Consider the following 22,410-nt stretch of genomic DNA (forward strand, 5'->3'; position numbering starts at 1 on the left):
GACCCGGCGGCTAGATTCTCCGCCGACGACCCAACAGCGCGGCCCCGCCGACGGCGCCGAGGCTCAGCACCGCGCACGCCACCGCCGCCGTGATCAGCAGCGTCTGGCTGCTCCCCCCGGTGGCCGGAGCCTCCTCCGCGGCCAACCGCAGCCGGTAGTCACCGGGCAGCGGACCTTCCCGCGGCTCGTCGAGGCCCGGGTACTGCTGGGTCCGGTGCACCTCGAACATCCGCTCGCCGCCCGCGCTCTGCTTCCACACGCCCCAGGCCGGCGTCGCCCCGTCGAGCAGCACGCGGCGTTCGCCGTAGCGGGTGTCATCGCCGATATCGACGATGCGCTGGACCCGGAAGGGCTCATAGACCGCATCGGAGTAGCGCACCTGCACCGGCACATTGTCGTAGCGGAACAGCGGCGGCGGGGGCGGCGGCGCGATCGCCCCGATGTTGGCGATGGTCGGGATGAACCCACCGCCGAAGAAGCTGCCGACGGCCACCCCGACCGCGGTGCTGACCACGGTGTTGACGGTGTTGAGCACCACCGCGGTGAAGCTGTAGGCCGCCAGGTCGGCCACATACATGACCATCCGCTGCAGCGGCGGGATCGTCACCACGCGCGGTTCGTTCTGGTACTCGTAGACGATGCGCACCGGATCGCGATAGGGGTTGACGATCACCGGCCGGTAGAACTCGTCGTACTGCACCCAGTCCGGGCTCCACTGCCGCACCCGGTTGTCCCAGTCGCGCTGGTCGGCGCGCAGCTGGCGCTGGTCCTCAAGGAGCTCGCGCTGATCATCGCGTAGCTCACGGCGCTCCTGCGCCAGCCGGTCGCGCTCATCGGCGAGGCCGACCAGCGATGACAACGCGGCGAGGTCCTCGACCTTGGCGGGCTCCGGTTTGACCTCCACCGGGGCGGCCTTGCTGGCCAGCACGACATCATCGGCGGGCGCCTCGAGCACCGCGGGCTTCACCGTCTCGATGACGCGGGCCATCGGCTCGACCTGCTCGGTCTCCCCGGTGGTCTGCGCGGTCTCCTCGGTCGCCTCGGCAGGTGCCCCGGTTGTCGAGGTGGCCGGCGCCTCGACCGACGAAGTGGCCGCGGGCGCGGTGCTTGTCGAGTCGCTCGGCGCCGCGCTCGACGGGGTCGGGGTCTCGGTGCGGGCCTCCACGGTGCGCGGCTGCTGGGTGGCGGGCTCTTGGGTGACCGGCGCGGCGCTGGTCTCCGGCGGGGCGACGGAGGTGGTCGTCACCTGCGTGCTCGACCGGGTGGTGGTCGTCTCGGGTGCGCGGGTGGGCTGCGGGGCAACCGTTTCCGGCGCGGCGGGCACAGGTTCCGGCGCCCGGGTCGGCTCGACGGCCTCGGTAGGCACCGGCGTCGGTGCAGGAGCTTGCGTCACCGCCGGGGCCTGCGTCGGCGCGGGAGCGACCGCGGTCGTGGCGGCCTGGGCGGGAGCCTCGGCGGTGACGGCGGGCTCGGCCTCGGAGCGGCCGCCCGAAACGGCACCACCGCCGCCGGCGGAGGGCGAGGGTTCCTCGACGACGGTCGTCTCCACGACACCGGTCTCGCCGGAACCGGGCTCGGCCAGCGCGGGTGCGACCCCAACGGTCAGCGCGGTCAAGGACATCACCACGGTGGACGCCACGCCTGCCACCAGGCTGCGTCGCAGGAACTCGTCACGTGCGGCACTCATGGTGCATCGACTCCTCGAAGATCAGGAGCAGGGCAATTCTCAGCCACTACTGCGGTTCGCAGTCATCTCCCCCGACACCGGCCGTACGGCCCAGCAGCTGTCTCGCATGGTTCATCGCTGTGGGCGCCCCAGCGTTACATCCGGAGCTACCTGGATCCCGAGATTCACATCACGTACGTCGTGGCACCGGATGACGTACCTGATGTGAATCTCGCCGGAGCGGCGTCTGACACCATCGTCGGGTGCCGCACCGCGAATTCGTCCTCACCGACGAGGTCCGCGATGCCATGGAGCTGCTCGCCGGCGGCAGGCATCTGTTCCTGACCGGCAAGGCGGGCACCGGCAAGTCGACGCTGATCCGGCGGTTCATGGCGCAGACCGACCGCGCCGTCGTGGTGGCCGCCCCGACCGGGATCGCCGCGCTCAACGTCGGCGGTTACACCATCCATCGGCTGTTCGGCTTCACGCCCACCACCAGCCTGGCCGATATCCGGACCGGCGGGTACTACCCGGGCCGGTTCGCCCGGACGGTCAAGGGCCTGGACACCCTGATCATCGACGAGGCCTCGATGGTCCGCGCCGACCTGTTCGACAAGATGGCGGCCGCACTTCAGCGGTACGGCCCCGATCCCGGTACCCCGTTCGGCGGCGTCCAACTGGTCCTCGTCGGCGATCTGTATCAGCTGCCACCGGTGGTCACCGAGGCCGAAACCGATTTCTTCACCGACCGCTACCCCACCCCGTACTTCTTCTCTGCGGACAGCTTCGACCGTGACGCGTTCCCGATGGTCTCACTCACCACGGTGTTCCGTCAGCTCGGCGACGACCGAATGACGGCCATCCTCAACGAGATCCGCGAGGGTGTGCTGCTGGGGCACGCGCTGGCCGAGCTGAACACCCGCACCGACCCGGAGTTCGTGCCGCCCGCCGACGAGTTCTGGTTGACCCTGGCGCCGACGAACCGGCTGGTGTCGGCCCGCAACCGGCGGCAGCTGGAGCTGCTGGCCGGTGACGAGATCACCCACCAGGCCCGCCACAGCGGCGACCTGAGCATGTTCGACCCGCCCGCTGATGAGACCCTGCGCTTCAAGGTCGGCGCGCAGATCATGATGCTGACCAACGATCCCGCCGACCGCTGGGTCAACGGAACCCTCGGCAGGATCATCGCGCGGGTGAGCGACGGAACGGGAGTCGTCGTCGAATTCACCGACGGCAGCCGCGCCGAGGTCACCCCGTTCACCTGGGAGGCGACCCGGCCCGTCGTCGACGGCGGAGCGCTGCGGCACGAGGTGTGCGGCACCTTCACCCAGCTGCCGTTCACGCTGGCGTGGGCGATCACCATCCACAAGAGCCAGGGCCAGACCCTGGACCGGTTGGTCGTCGACCTCACCGGCGGGATGTTCTCCTACGGCCAGCTCTACGTCGCGCTCAGCCGATGCACCTCGATGAACGGACTGGTGCTCAAACGTCCGGTGCTGCCCAAGGACCTGAAGACCGACCGTCGGATCGCCCGGTTCCTGCGCAGCGCCGAGGCCGACGACGACAGGGCCCGGCGCTACTGCGGTATCGGGATCGTCACCGTCGGAGAGGAAGGCAGGATGTCGCGGCCGAGGCCGGTCGAGCTCGCCGTGGCCTTCGACGACGGCACTGCGGTGAGCACGCTGATCAATCCCCAGCGTGACCTTGCCGACGCCCGGTCCGCCCACGGGATCAACGTCGCCGACATCCTGCTGGCCCCGACACTGGCCGAGGCGTGGGGTGTGATCGCCCCGATGCTCACCGGTTGCACCCCCGTCGGTCCGCGCATCGACGAGACGCTCGGATTGATCGACTTCGAGCTCAAGCGGCTCGAGCAGACGGTGGTGATGCCACTCGGGGTCGACATGCCCCGAGCCCACCCCAGCGGCGGCAACGCGCTGCGGCGTGCCACCCACGCGCTGACCACCTTCACCCAATCCGGTGCCGCGGCAACCGGTTCCACGCCGTTCGGCGATCCACCGGAATCGCTGACCGGCCATCTGCTGACCCGTGATCCGGCCGCGACGCCGGTGTCGGCGCGGCTGCCCGCGCTCTCGGCGCTGCTCGATGTCAGCAGGCACATCGGGCCCGCGCTGCTCGGCCTGCCACCGGCCGCGACACCTCCGCCGGAGACGCCGTGGACCCATGCGGCCCGCCACTCGGTGGCCGCGCAGTTACGCACGGCGGCCGGCCGGGTCCGGCTGACCGAGCAGGTGTGGCGCCGCCTGCACGACGCCGAAGAACTCCTCGGCGTCGAGATCCTCGACCCGGCACTGCCCTCAACGGCGGCAGGCCCCGACATCGCGACGGTCCTGGAACCGGGAGCCCGGGTGTGCTTCACCGGAACCGCGCTCGACGACGGCGGCCGGGAGATGTCGCGGGAGGAGATGATGCGCATCGCCGAGCAGGCCGGCCTGATCCCGGTGAAGACCGTCACCAAGACCCGCTGCGAGGTGGTGGTGACCGCCGAACCCGGCAGCCAGTCCGGTAAGGCCCGCAAGGCGCACGAACTCGGCAAACCCGTGTTCACCGCGCAGGACTTCCTGCGATGGGCCCGTCGCTGCTCGTCATCGCCGCGCACACCTTAAGGTCGAACCCGTGAACCGGCTGGACCGCTTCTTCGAAATCACCGCCCGCGGCTCGACGATCTCCTCGGAGCTGCGCGGCGGTGTCGTCACCTTCATCGCGATGGCCTACATCATCGTGCTGAACCCGATCATCCTGTCCGGGACGCCCGACGTCACCGGCAACCAGCTGGGCTTCACCCAGGTGTCGGCGGTGACCTCGCTGGCCGCCGGGGTGATGACCATCCTGTTCGGCGTCATCGCGCGGTTACCGTTCGCATTCGCCGCCGGCCTTGGCATCAACTCGTTCTTGGCCTCATCGGTGGTCGGCGAGCTGACCTGGGCCGAGGCGATGGGCCTGGTGGTCATCAACGGCATCATCATCGTGCTGCTGGCGGTCACCGGGTTGCGCAGGCTGATCTTCGATGCGGTGCCCATCCAGCTGAAGCTGGCCATCACCGCGGGCATCGGGCTGTTCATCCTGTTCATCGGGCTCGTCGACGCGGGTTTCGTCGCCTCCACCGGTGGCCCGTCACCACCGGTCGGCCTCGGTAGCGGCGGTGCGGGGTCGATCAGCAGCATCCCCACCGTCATCTTCGTGTTCACCCTGCTGCTGACCGGCATCCTGGTGGCCCGCAAGATCCGCGGCGGCATCCTCATCGGCCTCATCACCGGCACCATCGTGGCGGTCGTCGTAGAAGCGATCTGGCATCTGGGATCGGCCACCGAGAAGCCCGGCGGCTGGGGCCTTTCGGTGCCGACGTTGAGCGGCTCCCCGTTCGCGGTGCCCGATCTGTCGCTGGTGGGCGAGTTCAGCCTCGACAGCGTGGGCCGGATCGGCATCCTGGCAGCCGTCATGCTGGTGTTCACGCTGGTCTTCACCAACTTCTTCGACGCCATGGGCACCTTCACCGGGTTGTCCAAACAGGCCGGCGTCGCCGATGACAAGGGCAACTTCCCCCGCCTGCAGTCCGCGCTCGTCGTCGAGGGTGCCGGCGCGGTGGTCGGTGGCGCGGCATCGGCCTCGTCGAACACGGTGTTCATCGAGTCCGGGGCCGGTATCGGCGAGGGTGCCCGCACCGGGTTGGCCAGCCTCGTCACCGGCGTCCTGTTCCTGGCCGCGATGTTCCTGACACCGCTGGCCGCGATCGTGCCCACCGAGGTGGCCGCGGCGGCGCTGGTGATCGTGGGCGCGATGATGGCCTCCCACCTGCGCGATATCGACCTGGCCGATTTCTCCATCGCGCTGCCGGTCGTGCTGACGGTGGCGGTGATGCCGCTGAGCTACTCGATCGCCAACGGTATCGGCGTCGGTTTCATCTCCTGGGTGATCGTGCGGACCGCCGCGGGCAAGGGCCGCGAGATCAGCCCGCTGCTGTGGGTCGTGGCCGCCGGGTTCCTGCTGTACTTCGCGCGTGGGTGGATCGATTCGCTGATCGGGGTATGACCGTCGACGTCGAAAGGTCGACCCGGCGAACGCATCTCATCCGACTGGGTTTGCTGGCGGCGTTCCTGCTGGGCCTGTGGTACCTGATCGGCATCGAACGGGTCATCGATCTGGAGCAGATCCGCGCCGCGGTCGCAGCCACCGGGCCCATCGCCCCCTTGGTCTACATCCCGGTGTCCGCGGTGCTCGGCAGCCTGTTCGTACCCGGTCCCTTGCTGGCGGCGGGCAGCGGACTGTTGTTCGGTCCGGTGCTCGGCGTCTTCGTCACCCTCGGCGCCACCGTCGGCACCGCGACCATCGCCAGCGTCGCCGGCCGGCGGGCAGGCCGGGACAGCACCCGGGCGCTGCTGGGCGCCGAACGGGCCGACCGGATGGACGCGCTGATCTCCCGCGGCGGACTGTGGGCCGTGGTGGGCCAACGATTCGTCCCGGGCATCTCCGACGCCGCCGCCTCCTATACCTTCGGCGCCTTCGGGGTTCCGTTGTGGCAGATGGTGATCGGCTCGTTCATCGGTTCCGCGCCCCGGGCCTTCGTGTACACCGCACTCGGAGCGTCCGTCGGCGATCTGTCCTCACCGCTGGTCTACGCCGCCATCGGGGTCTGGTGCATCACCGCGGTCATCGGCGCTTTTGCCGCACATCGCGGCCTGCGCGGCTGGCGGGCGTCGCGTATCCGCGACGAACACCCCGAAAACGAATGATTCGGTCCTCGATTCGCACAATGGCCGCTTCTCCCGCATGATCGGTCCATGAAGCGCGATGTCGGTGCCGAACTCGAGGTCGACATCACCGCACCCACCACGCTGGAATTCCAGATCGCGGTGGCCCCGCACCCGGGTGCCGAGGTCCACGAGTCGTTGAGTTTCGTGCTGGACGGACAACCGATCCAGGCCCAGGAGATCACCGGCACGCACGGCAACCGCATCCACAAATTCGACGTGGGCACCGGCCATCTACGGGTCGACTACTCGGCCACCGTCATCGGCTACGCAGATCCGCCGCCGGTCACCGATCACGATCTTTCGGTGTATCTGCGGCCCAGCCGGTACGCCGAGGCCGACAAGCTGTTCGGTTTCGCCGGTACCGAATTCGGCGACCAAGCCAAGCCCGCCGAGCTCCTGGAGCGGATCTCCGGCTGGGTCGGCCGCCGCCTGCAGTACGTTCCCGGGTCCAGCGACCCGATCGACGGCGCGGTGGACACCATGCTGGCCGGTGCCGGGGTGTGCCGCGATTACGCGCATCTGGTGGTGGCGCTGCTGCGCGCGGTCAAGGTGCCTGCGAGGCTGGTGTCGGTGTACGCACCGGGCCTATATCCCATGGACTTCCACGCCGTGGCCGAGGCGTTCGTCGACGGTCAGTGGCGGGTGGTCGATGCCACCCTGTTGGCCCCGCGCGAGAGTCTGGTCCGGATCGCGACCGGTCGCGACGCCGCCGACACGGCGTTCCTGGACAACCACAGCGGTGCGATCAACCTGAGCCTGCTGTCGGTGCGCGCCATCACCGACGGGGTGCTGCCGACCGATCAGATCGATCAGCTGGCCACCCTGCGCTGACGCCAGAAGTGCTCGACGCCATAGGTTTCGGCGCTCAGCTCGGCCAGTACCGCGATGCTGTTACCGCTCCCAGTTGCCACGTAGACCACGTCGCCGTCGGGATGCACGGCAATGGCCGACGGATTTCCACCCACCTTGGTGGTGCGCACGACGGTCCTGGTGGCCACGTCGAGCAGCGATACCGTGCCGTCGCCGCGGTTGGCGACGAACACCGTCGCGCCGTCCGGACCGACCGCGATCTCGGTGGGACCCGAACCGACCACGACCACATCGGTGACGGTGCGCGAGTGCGCGTCGATCACCGCCACGGTTGCCCGCCCCGGCGAACCCGCACCGGCGTAGACGGTGGCACCGTCGGGGCTGATGGCGACCGCCGCGGGCTCGTTGCCGACCGGGATGGTCGCGGTGACCGCGCCCGCGTGCACGTCGATCACCGACACCGTGCCGTTGCAGCGGTGCGAGTAGCCACTGTTGGCCACCCAGAGGCTGTCACCGGCCGGGCTCACCACCGCCTTGCGCGGCGCGGCCCCCACGGCGATCGTCGCCGACACGGTCATCGAATCGGTCCGGTACACCTTGACCGCACCTGCGGTGTCGCAGACCGCGTAGAGCCATTCCCCGCCGGGGGCGATCGCCAGCGATATCGGTTGCGGATTCTGGGCGATATCGGCAACGACCGTCCCGGCGTCGGTATCGATCACCGAGATGAATCCGTCGCCGGGGCGCGCCAGGTAGGCCCGGTCGCCATCGGGGTGCACGACGATCGACACCGGATCCGAGCCAAGGGTGACGGTGCTCAGCAGGGTGTCCTCGGCCGTGGAGACCACCGATACATCCGAGCTGTTGACGTTGGCCACGTAGAGGGTGTTCCCGCCGGGGGCGACCACCAGATCGCGCGGATGGCTGCCGACCGGGATACTGGTGACAACGCTGTACATGGAACGGCTGCGCATGGAACCCCTTCCGGCCGACCGTGGCGATGCAGGGCGCCACGGCACCGACTCTGCCGCGGCCGCGGCCTACGGCGATGAGTAGAGAGGTACTTGTTTCCGCCGCGGGCCGGCGTGGACGAGATTGCGGTCACAGCGACCGCTGTTAGGGCAGCCTGTCCTGCCGAATCGCTGCCGAATCTGGTAAGAACGAAGCACCTCTAACATGTCAGGAGGAGAGACCGGACGTGCCCGACTCTTCGGCGGCGACGGTCGTCACTCCCCAGCAACACCGCGGCGGCATCGCCAAGTTCATCCGCAAGTACGCAGTCCTGGTCATCATCGGCTGGATCGCCGTGGTCGGCGTCATCAGCGCCACCGTGCCGCCGCTGGAGACCGTCGGACAGATGCGCTCGGTCTCGATGAGCCCCGAGTACGCACCGTCGGTGATCGCGAGCAAGCGCATCGGCCAGGTGTTCGACGAGTACCGCTCGGACAGCCAGATCATGATCGTGTTGGAGGGCGAGGAGAAGCTCGGCGCCGACGCCCACTACTTCTACAACGACCTGGTCGACCGCCTCGAGGCCGATAACCGCCACGTCGAACACGTCCAGGACTTCTGGGGTGATCCGCTCACCGAGGCCGGCGCGCAGAGCGCCGACGGCAAGGCGGCCTACGTCCAGGTGTTCCTGGCCGGCAACATGGGCGAGGCGCTGTCGAACGAGTCGGTCGAGGCGGCAAAGCAGATCGTCGACGCGGTGCCACCACCGGCCGGCATCAAGGTGTACGTCACCGGCGGGTCGGCCCTGGTCGCCGATCAGCAGATCGCCGGCGACCGCAGCGTCAAGGTGATCGAGAGCGTCATCTTCGTCGTCATCATCACGATGCTGCTGCTCGTCTACCGGTCCATCCTGACCACCCTGTTGGTGCTCGTGATGGTGGTGCTCAGCCTGTCCTCGGCCCGCGGTGTGGTCGCGGTCCTCGGTTACCACGACCTGATCGGTCTCTCCACATTCGCCACCCAGATGCTGGTGACACTGGCGGTGGCAGCGGCCACCGACTACGCCATCTTCCTGATAGGCCGATATCAGGAGGCCCGATCGGTCGGCGAGGACCGAGAAACGGCCTACTACACGATGTTCCACGGCACCGCGCACGTGGTGCTCGGTTCCGGCATGACGATCGCCGGCGCCATGCTGTGCCTGCATTTCACCCGGCTGCCGTACTTCCAGACATTGGGCATCCCGATGGCGTTCGGCATGACGACCGTGGTGTTCACGGCGCTGACGCTGGGGCCGGCGATCATCAGCATCGCCAGTCGGTACCGCAATCTGCTCGAACCCAAGCGCGCCATGCGCATCCGCACCTGGCGACGCATCGCCGCCGGCGTCGTGCGGTGGCCGGGAGCGGTCCTGTTCGCGACCGTCGCACTGTGCCTCATCGGCCTGGTGGCGCTGCCGGGCTACCGCACCAACTACAACGACCGCAACTACCTACCCGAGAACCTGCCCGCCCAGGAGGGTTTCGCCGCGGCGGAACGGCACTTCTCGGTGGCCAAGATGAACCCCGAGGTGCTGCTGGTCGAGACCGACCGCGACCTTCGGAATCCGGCGGACTTCCTGGTGATCGACAAGATCGCCAAGGGCATCTTCGCGGTGCCCGGCGTGGGCAGCGTGCAGGCCATCACCCGCCCGCAGGGTGAGCCGTTGGAGTTCAGCACCATCCCGGCGCAGATGAGCATGAGCGGGGCCAGCCAGCAGATGAACAAGGCGTACATGGAGAACATGTTCGCCGACATGCTGGGCCAGGCCGACGACATGCAATCCAGCGTCGAGACGATGAAAAGAATGATGGCGTTGATGGCGGAGATGAGCGCCACCACGCAGAGCATGGTGACCAAGTCCAACGAGATGGCCGTCGACATCGCCGAACTGCGGGACAACATCTCCAATTTCGACGATTTCTTCCGGCCGATCCGCAATTACTTCTACTGGGAACCGCACTGTTACGACATCCCGATCTGTTGGTCGATGCGGTCGGTGTTCGACGCCCTGGACGGCACCGACCGACTGACGACGCAGTTCGAGGAGGTCCTGCCCGACCTGAACCAGATGGCCGCACTGATGCCGCAGATGCTGGAGGTCATGCCCGCGCAGATCGAGGCGATGGAGTCCTCGCGGGACATGATCCTGCGGATGTATCAGACCCAGAAGGGCATCCAGGACCAGGGCATGGAGATGTCGGAGAACCAGAGCGCCATGGGTGAGGCGTTCAACGACGCCAAGAACGACGACACCTTCTACCTGCCGCCGGACATCTTCAACAACGAAGACTTCAAGCGCGGCATGAAGAGCTTCATCTCCCCCGACGGAAAATCGGTGCGGTTCATCATCTCTCACGCCGATGACCCACTGACCCCCGACGGCATCAAGCTGATCGACCAGATCAAGACCGCGGCCAAGGAGTCGATCAAGGGCACTCCGCTGGAGGGGTCCAAGATCTACATGGCCGGCACCGCCTCGGCGTTCAAGGACATGCAGGAGGGCAACAACTACGACCTCATCATCGCCGGGGTCGCGGCGCTGAGCCTGATCTTCATCATCATGCTGCTGATCACCCGCAGCCTGGTGGCCTCGGCGGTGATCGTCGGCACCGTGGTGATCTCGCTGGGCGCATCGTTCGGCCTGTCGATCCTGATCTGGCAGCACATCCTGGGCATCGAGCTGTACTTCATGGTGATGGCGATGGCGGTGATCGTGCTCCTTGCCGTCGGCGCGGATTACAACCTGCTGTTGGTCGCGCGCATGAAGGAAGAAGTGCACGCCGGGCTGAACACCGGGATCATCCGGGCGATGGGCGGCACCGGATCGGTGGTGACCGCGGCCGGACTGGTGTTCGCGTTCACGATGATGTCGATGTTCGTCAGCGAGATGGTGGTGGCGGCTCAGGTCGGCACGACGATCGGCCTGGGCCTGTTGTTCGACACCCTGGTGATCCGCTCGTTCATGACGCCGGCGATCGCCGCGCTGCTGGGCAAGTGGTTCTGGTGGCCTCAGCTGATTCGACGTCCCGCGCCGGCTTCTCCCCCGCCGACACCGCAGGAAACCGCCTCCGTCTGATCGAGTCCCCGGCCGTCGAACGGTTGCGCGTGTCGCAATCGCGCCGAAAACGCAGACGGCAAACAATCTCCTTCGGACAGATGGAGCTGAATCTAAGCATTTAGCTTGAAGTTTGCTCCGCAACCAGCCGAGTATTGCCGCTTCAGCGAAGTGTTCAGCAAATCACTCCAAATCCACTCCGCGGAGTACGATCTTGAAACGACCCGCTGGTGTGCGCCACTTCACGGAGGGGGTCCGGATGGAGGCAGGATGAGCGCACCCGAGGACCATCGTCTCGGTGACACGCATGCGGTGGAGCGACTGCTGCGTGCCGTGCAAGAACTGTCGCTGGCGCGAAGCCTGGCAGATATCCAGCGGATCGTGCGGGCCGCCGCCCGCGAGTTGACGGGTTGCGACGGCGCCACCTTCGTCCTCAAGGACGGGGGCCTGTGCCACTACGTCGATGAGGATGCCATCACGCCGTTGTGGAAGGGGGGCCGGTTCCCGCTGGAGAATTGCATCAGCGGGTGGGTGATGACCAACCGGAAGGCAGCGGTCATCCAGAACATCTACTCCGATGACCGCATCCCGCACGCCGCGTACCTACCGACCTTCGTCAAGAGTCTGGCCATGGTGCCTATACGCAGGCTCAACCCGGTCGGCGCGATCGGGAATTACTGGGCGGCGGAGCGACTTCCGAGCGAGCAGGAAATGTCGCTGCTGCAGTCGCTCGCCGATGCCACCTCGGTGGCCATGGAGAACGTGCAGATGTACGAGCAGTTGGAACAGCGCGTACGGGACCGGACCGCGGACCTGGAGCGCGCAAACGACGCGATCCTGCACCTGTCGCACACCGACGACCTGACCGGCGTGACCAATCGGCGCGGGTTCTACCTGCTGGCCGAACCGGCACTGCGGGCAGCGCAACGCGACGGGCTCGATTGCATACTGGGATTCATCGATGCAGATGGACTCAAACTCGTGAACGACAGCCTCGGCCATGTCGCCGGCGACGCACTGCTCGCGGATCTGGCCGCGCTGCTGCGCGCGACACTCGGCGAAGCCGACATCCTGGCACGGATGGGTGGCGACGAATTCTGCGTTCTGACAACCGGTTCCGAGAGTGATCCGGTGGCGCTGAAGGCCCGCCTGGCGGCGGCGATAGCCAGGTTCAACGATTCGGAGAACCGATCGTATCTGGTCTCGGCCAGCATCGGGCTGATCCGAGTTCCCGCCAGTGTCGACAGCTCCCTCGATGAACTGCTGGCCTCCGCCGACGAACTCATGTACGCCGACAAGCGGGCGCGAACCGCCTGAATCGCCCTCCCCGGCGTGGCGGGTGCCCGCCTGTCACCGGACGGGTCGAACGTGTGTTCTAATCGATGTCGCGCCGGCCCGCCGTCCGCGGGCGACCACCGGGAGGATTCACCGTAGCAATGACTTTCGATACCGCGACCACCGATCTGCCGTCCGACCTGACGCACCCCGCCGAGGTGAGCACCGAGGCGCCCAAGAAGGCACCGGTCAAGCGGGCAGGCAAGAAGACCAAGACGCTGGAGTTGACGTTGACCGTCACCGGCACCGCTGACGGCGAGTGGCACGCCGAACTCAAACAGGGCAGCACCTACCTGACTCGCGGCCTGGCCGTCGCCGCGGCGGCGGTATCGCGGGCGGCACGCGAGCTGCACGAGGACCTGTCGACGCCCATCGACGCCGTCATCGAGGAGGCCCGCACGCAGCAGGCGGCCCGCGTCGCGGCGCTGGAGGCCGAATTGGAGGCCGCCCGGGCCGCACTGGCCGGGCTGGACTGATCGCAGCCGGGCGACCTCTCGCCGGCCAGTTCTACTGTGCCGGTGGCGGTTCGGGTTCGAAGGGGGTGTACCACATCCATTGGGCGCGCTCCCCCTTCGGACCGCGGCACGGTGGCACATCCGGCGGCGGCCCGGTCGGCGGGCGGGCCAGCGACGCCCCGGTCAACCGGCGACCATCACAGTCGGTGACCACCAACCGATCCGCCGGACCGACGATCGTGATCTCCCCCTTGTGATGCAACCGATGATGAAACGGACACAACAACACCAGATTCTCTAGTTCGGTGGCCCCGCCATGCTCCCAATGCACCAGATGATGGGCATGCAAACCCCGCGTCGCCCCACACCCAGGCACCGCACACGTCCCATCGCGATGCTCCAACGCCCGCCGCAACCGCCGACTGATCGTGCGCGTACTACGCCCCGCACCCATCGGCGTGCCATGACGCTCCAACCACACCTCACAACTGGCATCACACAACAGGAACTGGCGCTCCCACTCCGACAAAACGGGCCCCAGATGCAGCGCCGCCGAACCCTTCTCGACGTCGTAATGCACCACCACAGTCGTACGCGCCCCGTGCGGACGCGCGGCCGCTTCGGCGTCCCAGCCGGACTCGACCACACTCATCAACGCATCCACGGTGTCCGGGAACGGCGGCACCTCCACACCATCCCGGCCATCCCTACCATCAGCGTCAGGGTTGTCGTGGTCGCGTCGCCAGTCGGCGACCAACCCCTCCTTGTGCGCACCCAACGCCGCATCGAACTTCGCCGCCTCCAACTTCGGCAACCGAATCCGATAGGTCGTACACCCGTCCTGTTCATGCCTGCTGAACGACCGCACCGAACCATCCCGCGGCTCCGGCTGCGGGCGAGGCTCCTGCTTGACCGCCGTACGCAATTGCGTCACCGTCGCCATCGTGGCCAGCTCGGCGTAATGATCATCAGAACCATCAGCGGCATGTTCGGCGATCACCCCGAACTGATCCAGTGACATCTGCCCCTGACGCAGGTTCGCCGCCAACCGCGGAAACACCTCCAAGCGTTGGGCGATGGCCACCATCACCTGAGCGTTGCGCGGTGACATCCCCAACCGCCACGCCACCAACTCCGACAGCGACCGACACCCCGTATGACCCCACAACGAGGGTCCATCACCACCATCGATCTCGGCGACAATCTCCACCAACCGACCATCAAGAGCATTACGCTGCCCCACCAACTCAGCAGCCTCGTCATACAAAGCCGACAACCGATCAGACACCGAATTCACCACATCAGCGGCGTAAGGCGTTGTCGGAGGAGGCATACCACGATTCTAAAGACGGGGTCCGACACGTAGCATTCACGAAGTCGGGCACACATGGCCTTGACGGTGTCGGCATGCGAGGAGAGTTCGATGGTACGCGCACCCGCACACCGGAGGCGTCTGAAACCTCTGCGCCGGTCACGTATCAGCGCCTACCGCGGCGGCTGGGCGCTGGTGACCGGCGCGGCCCGCGAGGTGGGCCTGGGATATGCCTTTTCGCGACAATTGGCCGCCGAGGGACTCAATCTGATCCTGGTGGACCTCCTCGCCGAGGAGCTGTCCGCACGCGCCGCGGAGTTACGCGGCGAGTTCGGCATCGACGTGGTGGTCGTGGCATGGGATATGGCCGACCCCGGAGCCATCGACCGAATCGAGCGGGCCGCCGACGGTATCGATGTCGACGTGCTGGTGTGCAATCACATGTTCACCCCGCCGGAGACGCCCCGAATCCTGGACATGCCGTTGGACACGCACCGCCGGATGATCGATATCAACTCCCGCGGCTATACCGACCTGGTACATGTCTTCGGCAATCAGATGCGCGGTCGCGGAAGCGGATCGATCATCATGGTGGCATCGGGGGTTGGCCTCACATCGAGTCCGTTCACCGGCGCCTACGGCGCCAACAAGGCCTTCCAGATCGGTCTCGGCGAGGCGCTGTGGTACGAGCTGCGCGGCACCGGTGTCGACGTCCTGGTGATGGTCGGCGGGCTGATGAACACCCAGGGTGACATGTTCGATCGGTATCCGCAGTGGCTCATCTCCGAGCCGCGTGATGTGGTCCGTCGGGTGTTCGCTGCGGTGGGCCGCAAGCACATGGTGGTGCCGAGCCTGCCCAACCGGTTGTTCCTGCTGGTCCAGACCCGGTTGATGTCGCGCCGCCGGGCCGTCCTCTCGATCGGGGACTTCATGGCGAAGGGGTTGGGCAAGGAGGACTGAGCTGATTGTCGATTATTGACGGCAAGGTCAGGTGAACGTCTTACGCTGCGTGCATGACCGAGTTCGCGCCGTCGCTGCCCCCGACGCTCGATGACATCGTTTCCGCCGAGGGGCGTGCGTTGCCCACCGGGCCGGAGCTGGCCGGCCGTCCATATGCGCTGCCGATCGACCTGCTCGGTGAGCGTTACGGGCCGATCTTCTACGCCGACTTCAACGGCTTCCGCAAGCTCTACGTCTGCTCGATGGACCTTGTCGACGAGCTCTGCGACGAGGCGAGATTCGCCAAGAACATCACCCAAACCCTCGACCGCGTGCGGCCCCTGGCCGGCGACGGCCTGTTCACGGCATATCACGGGGAACCGAACTGGCAGAAGGCACACGACGTCCTGCTACCGGGGTTCAGCTATGCCGGATTGCGCAATTACCACGAGGCGATGCTGGATATCAATGCCGAGCTGATCAGCCGGTGGGACGCGCGTGTGGGTCAGAGCCGGGTGAACGTCTCCGACGATCTGCAAAAGCTGGCGATGGACACCGTGGCACTGGCCGGTTTCGGCGCCCGGTTCGCGTCATTCGACCACGACGGGCTGGCGCCGATCCCGCAGTGCTTCATGTCCTCGTTGACCGAGGCGGTAACCCACGGCGAGACAGCAGAATTCATCGCAGGACGGACGGTTCTGCACAACTACTTCGACGAGCTGATCGCCGGGCATCGCGCCGCCGGAACCGGTGCGGATCTGCTCTACGTCATGTTGGGCCAGGATGGCAGCTCCGCGCTCGACCCGGCCAACATTCGCAATCAGATCATGACGTTCCTGATCGCGGGACAACTCACCACGTCCGAGCTCATGCCCAATACCGTCTACAACCTGATCCACCATCCGGCGGTGCTGGCCCGCGTGCGCCGCGAGGTCGATGCGGTGTTCGGTGCCGACGACGACTACCTACCCAGCTACGACGATATCGGCAAGCTCGGCTATCTACGCCAGGTCATCAGCGAGACGCTGCGGCTGTCCCCACCCGTGCTGACCTTCGATCGGATGGCTCTGGCGGACACCGTCATCGGTGGGAAGTACCCGATCAAAGCCGGCGAGGCGGTCACCGTGCTGGTCGGTGCGCTGCATCGGCAGCCGCAGTGGGGTGACAACGTCGAACTGTTCGACCCCGACCGGTTCGATCCGGACCGGACAGCGGGACGACCGCCTGCGTTGTTCAAACCGTTCGGCACCGGAGAACGGTCCTGTATCGGGCGGCAGTTCGCGCTCCACGAAGCGACCATGCTGATCGCGCGGTTGGTGCACCGGTATCGCCTGGTGGACTCGCAACACTATGTCCTGCAATGGGAAAGCTCGCTGAGTCGACGACCGATCGGTTTCGAGGTCGATCTGGTGCGGCGCACCGCCACGGAGCGCACCCCGACCGCGTCGGTGGTTGCGGCACCGACGGTATCGGACGGCACGTCGGCTTCCTCACCGGTTCGGGCCGGCACCACCCTGGCGGTACTGCACGGGTCGAACCTCGGCACGTGTCGGGCACTGGCCACCCAACTTGCCGAGGAGGCGGCCGACATCGGTTGCACCACAACGGTCGGACCGCTCGATGATGCGGCACACGGGCTGCCCGACGCCGATGTGATCCTCATCGTCGCGTCCTCCTACAACGGGCAACCCACCGACGACGCCAAGCAATTCACCACGTGGCTGTTCGGCGACCACGCGGCGATGTCTGCCGACACCCGCTTCGCCGTCCTCGGCGTCGGGGATCACAACTGGGCCGAGACCTATCAGGCGGTGCCGATCGCGATCGACGACAGGCTGACCGCGCTCGGCGCCCAGGCGCTGGTGCCCCGCGGCGCCGCCGACACCTCGGGTGACATGACCGGTGCGCTGGAGGAGTTCACATCGGCACTCTGGTCGGCGATGTCCGAGCTGTTCGGCGATCCGGATGCCGCGCCACTGACCGACAGCGACGAACCGTTGTACGACCTGACGCTCATCACCGGACCGATCACCGCCGCGATCGACGCCCGTTTTGCGGTGACCCCGATGACCGTGGTCCTCAACGACGAACTGGTCGGTAATGACAACTCGCTGGGCCAAGGGAAACGATATGTCCGAGTGACACTTCCCGACGACGTCGACTACTCTACCGGCGATCATCTGACCGTCCTGGCCGATAATCCCCCCGAGGCGGTGGAGGCAGCGGTGAACCTGCTGGGCATCGACCCGCAGCTACGGTTGTCGATCAACCCGCGCCGCACGTCGCGACGACTGATCGCACTCGACCGCGAAGTCAGCGTCCGTGAACTGCTCACCCACTTCGTCGAGTTGCGTAAGCCCGCCACCCGCAGTCAACTGCGAAAACTGGCCGCCGCCAACCCATGCCGCCCCGAACAGGAGCGCCTTAACGAGCTGGCCGAGTCCGACGAGCCGTGCCCGCTCAGCCCCATCGAGTGTTTGCAGGAGTTCCCCGCTTGTGCGCTGACCGGTGCCGAGCTGCTCGAGATGCTGGAGCCCATGACCCCGCGCCACTACTCCATCGCATCATCGTCGCGGCTGTCGCCGAAGGAGGTGGCATTGATCGTCAGCGTGCTGGATGCCCCGGCACGATCCGGTCGCGGACTCTTCAAGGGCGTGGCGTCCAACCATCTGGCCGATATCGCCCCCGGCGCTTGTGTGCGTGCTCGCGTCGACCCGGCCCGGCAGGCGTTCCGCGCGGGGGCCGACCCGGAGAAGAACGTCATCCTGGTGAGCGCGGGGACCGGGGTGGCACCGTTCTGCGGTTTTCTCGGGGATCGGCTGGCGGCCAAGCAGAGTGGCGCCCCCTTCGCACCGGCGCTGTGCTTCTTCGGCGTGCGGGATCCCGACGTCGACTACATCTTCCGCGATCTGTTCGAGGATGCCGAACGGCAGGGCATCGTCGCGATGCGGCCGGCGTTCTCACGGGCGCCCCAGGCCGGGGTGCGTTATGTGCAGGACCGGATCGCCGCCGATGCCGACGATGTCTGGGCCCTCATCGGTGATCCCGCCAAGAACACCCATGTGTTCGTCTGCGGCGACGGGGCGAAGATGGCACCGGCTGTGCGCGAGGCGTTTCGGGATATCTACCGGGCCCGCACCGGTGCCGATGACGACCGGGCGCGCGAGTGGCTGGAGGCCATGGTGGCCTCCGACCATTACGTCGAGGATGTGTGGGCTGGGTGATCGGACCGGGTGACCACACTCGCAGCGATCACACAGTTAGCTAAGGTAACCTTCTACACCTCGGACTGCAGGAGGGGCTACCGATGATCTGGGGCGAGCTGACAATCCTCGACGGCATCATGGCGGCGGTCTTCGCCACCTGCGTCTTCGTCTACATCACCCGCCTGGAGAACCGGACGCCGCACCCGATGGGTGAACAGGTCGGTGCGCACAAGGCGGTGTTGGCTAAGGTGCGCAAGCGCGAGCCGATCACCCAGGACGAGTACGACTACGCCCGCGAACTGGTCGCCGACGCGCGCTCTCCCCTGGCGCTGGCCATCCCGGCCACGCTGTTCTGCATGGGCCTCTTCTATGTCGTCGGCTGCCTGTACGAGCTGCATGTGCACGGTGGCAACCCGTCGTTCCGCACCTTCATCGGCGGTATCCCCATGCTCACGTCGATGAACATGGCGGCCCAGTTGCGCCGCGTCGCGCGCATGGGGGGCAAGCTCGACGGCATCACCGTCACGTCCTAGACACCACCGGGTCGCCGTCCTCCCACAACGGCAACTGCTGGTTCGTCGCGCGCGGCCGCACGGTCGCGCTGGCCGGTCGCTGCCGTACCCGCAACGGCCACCAGAACCACCTGCCGAGCAGCGCGGCGATGGCGGGCGTCATGAACGACCGCACGATCAGCGTGTCGAACAACAATCCCAGTGCGATCGTCGTGCCGATCTGTCCGAGGATCTTCAGATCGGCGAACACGAAGGACGCCATGGTCGCCGCGAACACCAGACCGGCGGCCGTCACCACCGCCCCCGACCCGCCCATGGCGCGGATGATGCCGGTGTTCAAGCCGGCGTCGATCTCCTCCTTGAACCGCGATATCAGCAGCAGGTTGTAGTCCGAGCCGACCGCGAGCAACAGGATGATGGCCAGCGCCAACACGATCCAGAACAACTCGGTGCCCAGGATGTCCTGCCAGATCAGCACCGAGAGACCGAACGACGCGCCCAGCGACAGCGCCACGGTGCCGACGATGACCAGCGCGGCGACGATGCTCCTGGTGATGAACACCATCACCAGCAGGATCAGGCAGAGTGCGGCGATCGCCGCGATCATCAGGTCGTACTTGGCGCCGTCCTGAATGTCCTTGTACGTGGCGGCGGTACCGGCCAGGTAGATCTTCGAACCGGCCAGCGGGGTGCCCTTGACGGCCTCCTGCGCGGCGTGCCGGATCGCGTCGATATGCGAGATCCCTTCCGGGGTGGCGGGATCGCCGTCGTGGGTGATGATCATGCGGGCCGCTTTGCCGTCCGGTGACATGAACAGCTTCATGCCGCGGACGAATTCGGGGTTGGTGAAGGCTTCCGGCGGCAGGTAGAACGAGTCGTCGGTCTTGGATGCGTCATACGCCTTGCCCAGCGCGGTGGCGTTCTCCAGGGCTGCTGCCGCCTGGTCGTTCAGCCCCGAGGTGGTGGCGTAATTGGTCATCGTCAGGTCGCGGTTGGTTTCCTGGCTCTGGATCTGCGGCGGGATGAGGGCCAACAGCTTGGGTTGTAGCGCGTCGAGCTGGGCGATACTGCCCGAGACGTTGTTCAGCTGGTCGGTGAGGGCGTCGACACCGTCCAGCGCATCGAACAGCGACCGGATGGCGGCACACATCGGGATGTCGAAACAGTGTGGTTCCCAGTAGAAGTAGTTGCGCAGCGGCCGGAACTGATCGTCGAAGTTGGCGATCTTGTCGCGTAGGTCCTCGGCGGTCTGGACGGTCTGCTCGAAGGCTTTGGACTGGGCGTCGGTGACGGCGCTGGACTGCTGTTGCAGCGCATACTGCTGGCGCAGGATGTCGATCGAATTGTTGATCACGTCAACCTGTTTGAGCAGGTCTTGGCCGCGGGCCTGTTGGAAGGGCAGGTTGTTGATCTGTGATGCGCTGCTCGCGCTGATCTGGAACGGGATCGATGTGTGGTCCAGCGGCGTGCCCAGCGGACGGGTGATCGATTGGACTTGGGCGATGCCGTCGGTGTGGAAGACCGCCTTGGCCACCCGTTCCAGCAGGATCATGTCGGTGGGATTGCGCAGATCGTGGTCGGTTTCGATCATCAGCAGTTCGGGATTGAGCCTGGCCTGCGAGAAGTGTTGCGCCGCCGCCGTGTAGCCGACGTTGGCGGGAGCGCTCGCCGGCAGGTAGGGCTTGGCGTCGTAGCTCGTCTTGTACTGCGGGAGGGCGAGCAGACCGATGAGCGCGATGGCGATGGTGGCCGCCAGGATCGGCCCAGGCCATCGGACGATCGCCGTGCCGATCCGTCGCCAACCGCGGGTTTGCATGGGGCGGGCCGGTTCGAAAAGCCCGAAATGCCGGCCGATGGAGATAAGTGCGGGCGCCAGGGTCAACGCGGCGATGACCGCGACGAGCACGCCGGTGCCGGCCGGGACGCCCAGGCTCTGGAAGTACGGCAGCCGGGTGAAGGTCAGACACAGCACGGCTCCGGCGATCGTCAGGCCCGAGCCCAGGATGATGTGTGCGGTGCCGTGGTACATGGTGTTGAACGCGTTGACACGATCCTGGCCGGCGTAGCGCGCCTCGTGAAATCGGCCGAGCAGGAAGATCGCGTAGTCGGTGCCGGCGGCGATCACCAACAGCGTGAGCAGGTTGGTCGAATAGGTCGACAGCTCGATGATCCCGGCGTTGGCGAGCACGGCGACCACGCCGCGCGAGGCGGTCAGTTCGATCATCACCGTGAAGATCACCAGGAACACCGTCGTGAGGCGACGATAGAGCCAGAACAGCATGACCGCGATGACCAGGAGCGTGATGATGGTGGTCTTCAGCGTGCCATGCCGGCCGACCTCGAATTGATCGGTGACCAGGGGCGCCGCGCCGGTGACGTACACCCGCAGGCCCTCGGGCGGCGGGCTGTCGGCGACGATATCGCGCACCGCGTCGACGGATTCGTTGGCCAGCGACTCCCCCTGGTTGCCGGCCAGGTAGAGCTGGACCAGCGCCGCTTTACCGTCGGAGCTCTGGGAGCCGGCCGCGGTCAGCGGGTCACCCCAGAAGTTGTCGATGTGCTGGACGTGCGTGGTGTCGGCCGAGAGCTTGGCAACGAGGTTGTCGTAGTAGTGGTGCGCCTCGGCGCCCAGCGGTTGATCACCTTCCAGGACGATCATCGCCGAGCTGTCGGAGTCGAACTCTTGGAAGACCTTGCCGATCTGCTTGCTGGCCTGCAGGGAGGGTGCGTCCTGCGGGCTCAGCGAGACGTTGTGTTGTTCGGCGACGGTCTCCAGCTGTGGGACGAAGACGTTGGTGACGACCGCCAGTGCCAGCCAGAACAGCGCGATGAGCACCGAGTACCGGCGGATGAAATCAGGAATGCGATTGCTGCTCATCCGGACTTGTCCAAGCAATAGGTGAAGGCGTTGACGTTGTCGGTGGTGCGCTCGTCCTTGACGGCGTCGTCGATGGTGATCCGGCAGCCGATCCAGTCGCCGGTGCCCTGCGCGGTGATGTTGACGAAGACGGCGGGTTGGGTGGTCGTCGCGTCGTAGGCCCAGGGCAGGCCGACGTTATCGGCGCGCTGCGGCTGGGCGTCGACGTCGAGGTAGGTGATGGTCGCCGCCGCCCCGGGCGGGCCGTATACCTCCAGCACCACATGCTTGGGATTGAACGGGACGATCTGGTCCGCCGCACCGTTGGGCGTGGAGACGACATCCTGCGATGCGAAGACACCGTGTAGGCGGTAGACGGCGAATCCGGCGATCGCGATGACCACGACCGCCGTGACGAGCGTCCACCGCCGCATCAAATGGCTCCCGAAGGAAACCCGTTGCATCCGTTACCCTTTCATCAGCGTCGACCGATGCCGG

The 22,410-nt window shown here is 66.6% G+C and carries 15 protein-coding genes; 10 read left to right on the forward strand and 5 right to left on the reverse strand.

The window, feature by feature from the left end; genetic code table 11:
- Window positions 1-10 precede the first annotated feature (10 nt).
- Window positions 11-1,687: a ribonuclease E domain-containing protein gene (locus tag FBY28_RS04530; RefSeq protein ID WP_141864623.1), complete on the reverse strand. Its 1,677-nt coding sequence runs from the start codon at window positions 1,685-1,687 to the stop codon at window positions 11-13.
- 242 nt (window positions 1,688-1,929) lie between these two features.
- On the opposite strand from FBY28_RS04530, the gene FBY28_RS04535 reads away from it, so the two are divergent.
- The 4 genes from FBY28_RS04535 to FBY28_RS04550 are packed head-to-tail and all read left to right on the forward strand — an operon-like array spanning window position 1,930 to window position 7,269.
- Window positions 1,930-4,293: an AAA family ATPase gene (locus tag FBY28_RS04535; RefSeq protein WP_286177744.1), complete on the forward strand. Its 2,364-nt coding sequence runs from the start codon at window positions 1,930-1,932 to the stop codon at window positions 4,291-4,293.
- A 10-nt stretch (window positions 4,294-4,303) separates the two neighbouring features.
- A complete protein-coding gene (locus tag FBY28_RS04540) occupies window positions 4,304-5,716 on the forward strand; it encodes an NCS2 family permease (RefSeq protein ID WP_141864625.1) in 1,413 nt (470 codons plus the stop codon).
- Entirely contained in the window at window positions 5,713-6,417 is a 705-nt protein-coding gene (locus FBY28_RS04545; protein ID WP_141864627.1) for a TVP38/TMEM64 family protein, read from the forward strand. The genes FBY28_RS04540 and FBY28_RS04545 overlap by 4 nt, the downstream gene beginning before the upstream one ends.
- Window positions 6,418-6,465: 48 nt before the next feature.
- The gene (locus FBY28_RS04550; RefSeq protein WP_141864629.1) at window positions 6,466-7,269 is read left to right on the forward strand and encodes a transglutaminase-like domain-containing protein; all 804 of its coding nucleotides are present in this window, start codon (window positions 6,466-6,468) and stop codon (window positions 7,267-7,269) included.
- On the opposite strand, the gene FBY28_RS04555 is transcribed toward FBY28_RS04550, so the two are convergent.
- The gene (locus FBY28_RS04555; RefSeq protein ID WP_141864631.1) at window positions 7,248-8,222 is read right to left on the reverse strand and encodes a beta-propeller fold lactonase family protein; all 975 of its coding nucleotides are present in this window, start codon (window positions 8,220-8,222) and stop codon (window positions 7,248-7,250) included. The genes FBY28_RS04550 and FBY28_RS04555 overlap by 22 nt on opposite strands.
- 224 nt (window positions 8,223-8,446) lie before the next feature.
- On the opposite strand from FBY28_RS04555, the gene FBY28_RS04560 reads away from it, so the two are divergent.
- The 3 genes from FBY28_RS04560 to FBY28_RS04570 all read left to right on the forward strand — a co-directional run bounded on the left by FBY28_RS04560 (window position 8,447) and on the right by FBY28_RS04570 (window position 13,107).
- Window positions 8,447-11,317 (forward strand): MMPL/RND family transporter, encoded by a 2,871-nt coding sequence (locus FBY28_RS04560; RefSeq protein ID WP_141864633.1) that lies wholly within the window; start codon window positions 8,447-8,449, stop codon window positions 11,315-11,317.
- 249 nt (window positions 11,318-11,566) lie between these two features.
- Entirely contained in the window at window positions 11,567-12,613 is a 1,047-nt protein-coding gene (locus FBY28_RS04565) for a GGDEF domain-containing protein (protein ID WP_141864635.1), read from the forward strand.
- A gap of 119 nt (window positions 12,614-12,732) precedes the next feature.
- Window positions 12,733-13,107 (forward strand): DUF6319 family protein, encoded by a 375-nt coding sequence (locus FBY28_RS04570; protein ID WP_141864637.1) that lies wholly within the window; start codon window positions 12,733-12,735, stop codon window positions 13,105-13,107.
- A gap of 31 nt (window positions 13,108-13,138) precedes the next feature.
- Here FBY28_RS04570 and FBY28_RS04575 read toward each other — a convergent pair whose 3' ends face one another.
- A complete protein-coding gene (locus FBY28_RS04575; RefSeq protein WP_141864640.1) occupies window positions 13,139-14,419 on the reverse strand; it encodes an HNH endonuclease signature motif containing protein in 1,281 nt (426 codons plus the stop codon).
- A 90-nt stretch (window positions 14,420-14,509) separates the two neighbouring features.
- On the opposite strand from FBY28_RS04575, the gene FBY28_RS04580 reads away from it, so the two are divergent.
- The 3 genes from FBY28_RS04580 (at window position 14,510) to FBY28_RS04590 (ending at window position 19,076) form a co-directional block, all read left to right on the forward strand.
- Complete coding sequence (locus tag FBY28_RS04580; protein WP_160145463.1) at window positions 14,510-15,358, forward strand: SDR family NAD(P)-dependent oxidoreductase; 849 nt, start codon at window positions 14,510-14,512, stop codon at window positions 15,356-15,358.
- Between the two features lie 53 nt (window positions 15,359-15,411).
- Entirely contained in the window at window positions 15,412-18,561 is a 3,150-nt protein-coding gene (locus tag FBY28_RS04585; protein WP_141864645.1) for a bifunctional cytochrome P450/NADPH--P450 reductase, read from the forward strand.
- A gap of 83 nt (window positions 18,562-18,644) precedes the next feature.
- Entirely contained in the window at window positions 18,645-19,076 is a 432-nt protein-coding gene (locus FBY28_RS04590) for a hypothetical protein (protein WP_141864647.1), read from the forward strand.
- On the opposite strand, the gene FBY28_RS04595 is transcribed toward FBY28_RS04590, so the two are convergent.
- A complete protein-coding gene (locus tag FBY28_RS04595) occupies window positions 19,066-21,933 on the reverse strand; it encodes an MMPL/RND family transporter (RefSeq protein ID WP_141864650.1) in 2,868 nt (955 codons plus the stop codon). The two genes, FBY28_RS04590 and FBY28_RS04595, sit on opposite strands and share 11 nt — an antisense overlap.
- Window positions 21,930-22,346 (reverse strand): MmpS family transport accessory protein, encoded by a 417-nt coding sequence (locus FBY28_RS04600; protein WP_019514653.1) that lies wholly within the window; start codon window positions 22,344-22,346, stop codon window positions 21,930-21,932. The genes FBY28_RS04595 and FBY28_RS04600 overlap by 4 nt, the downstream gene beginning before the upstream one ends.
- Window positions 22,347-22,410: the final 64 nt, after the last annotated feature.

The sequence above is a fragment of the Arthrobacter sp. SLBN-53 genome (assembly GCF_006715585.1).
Classification (GTDB): Bacteria; Actinomycetota; Actinomycetes; order Mycobacteriales; family Mycobacteriaceae; genus Mycobacterium; species Mycobacterium neoaurum_A.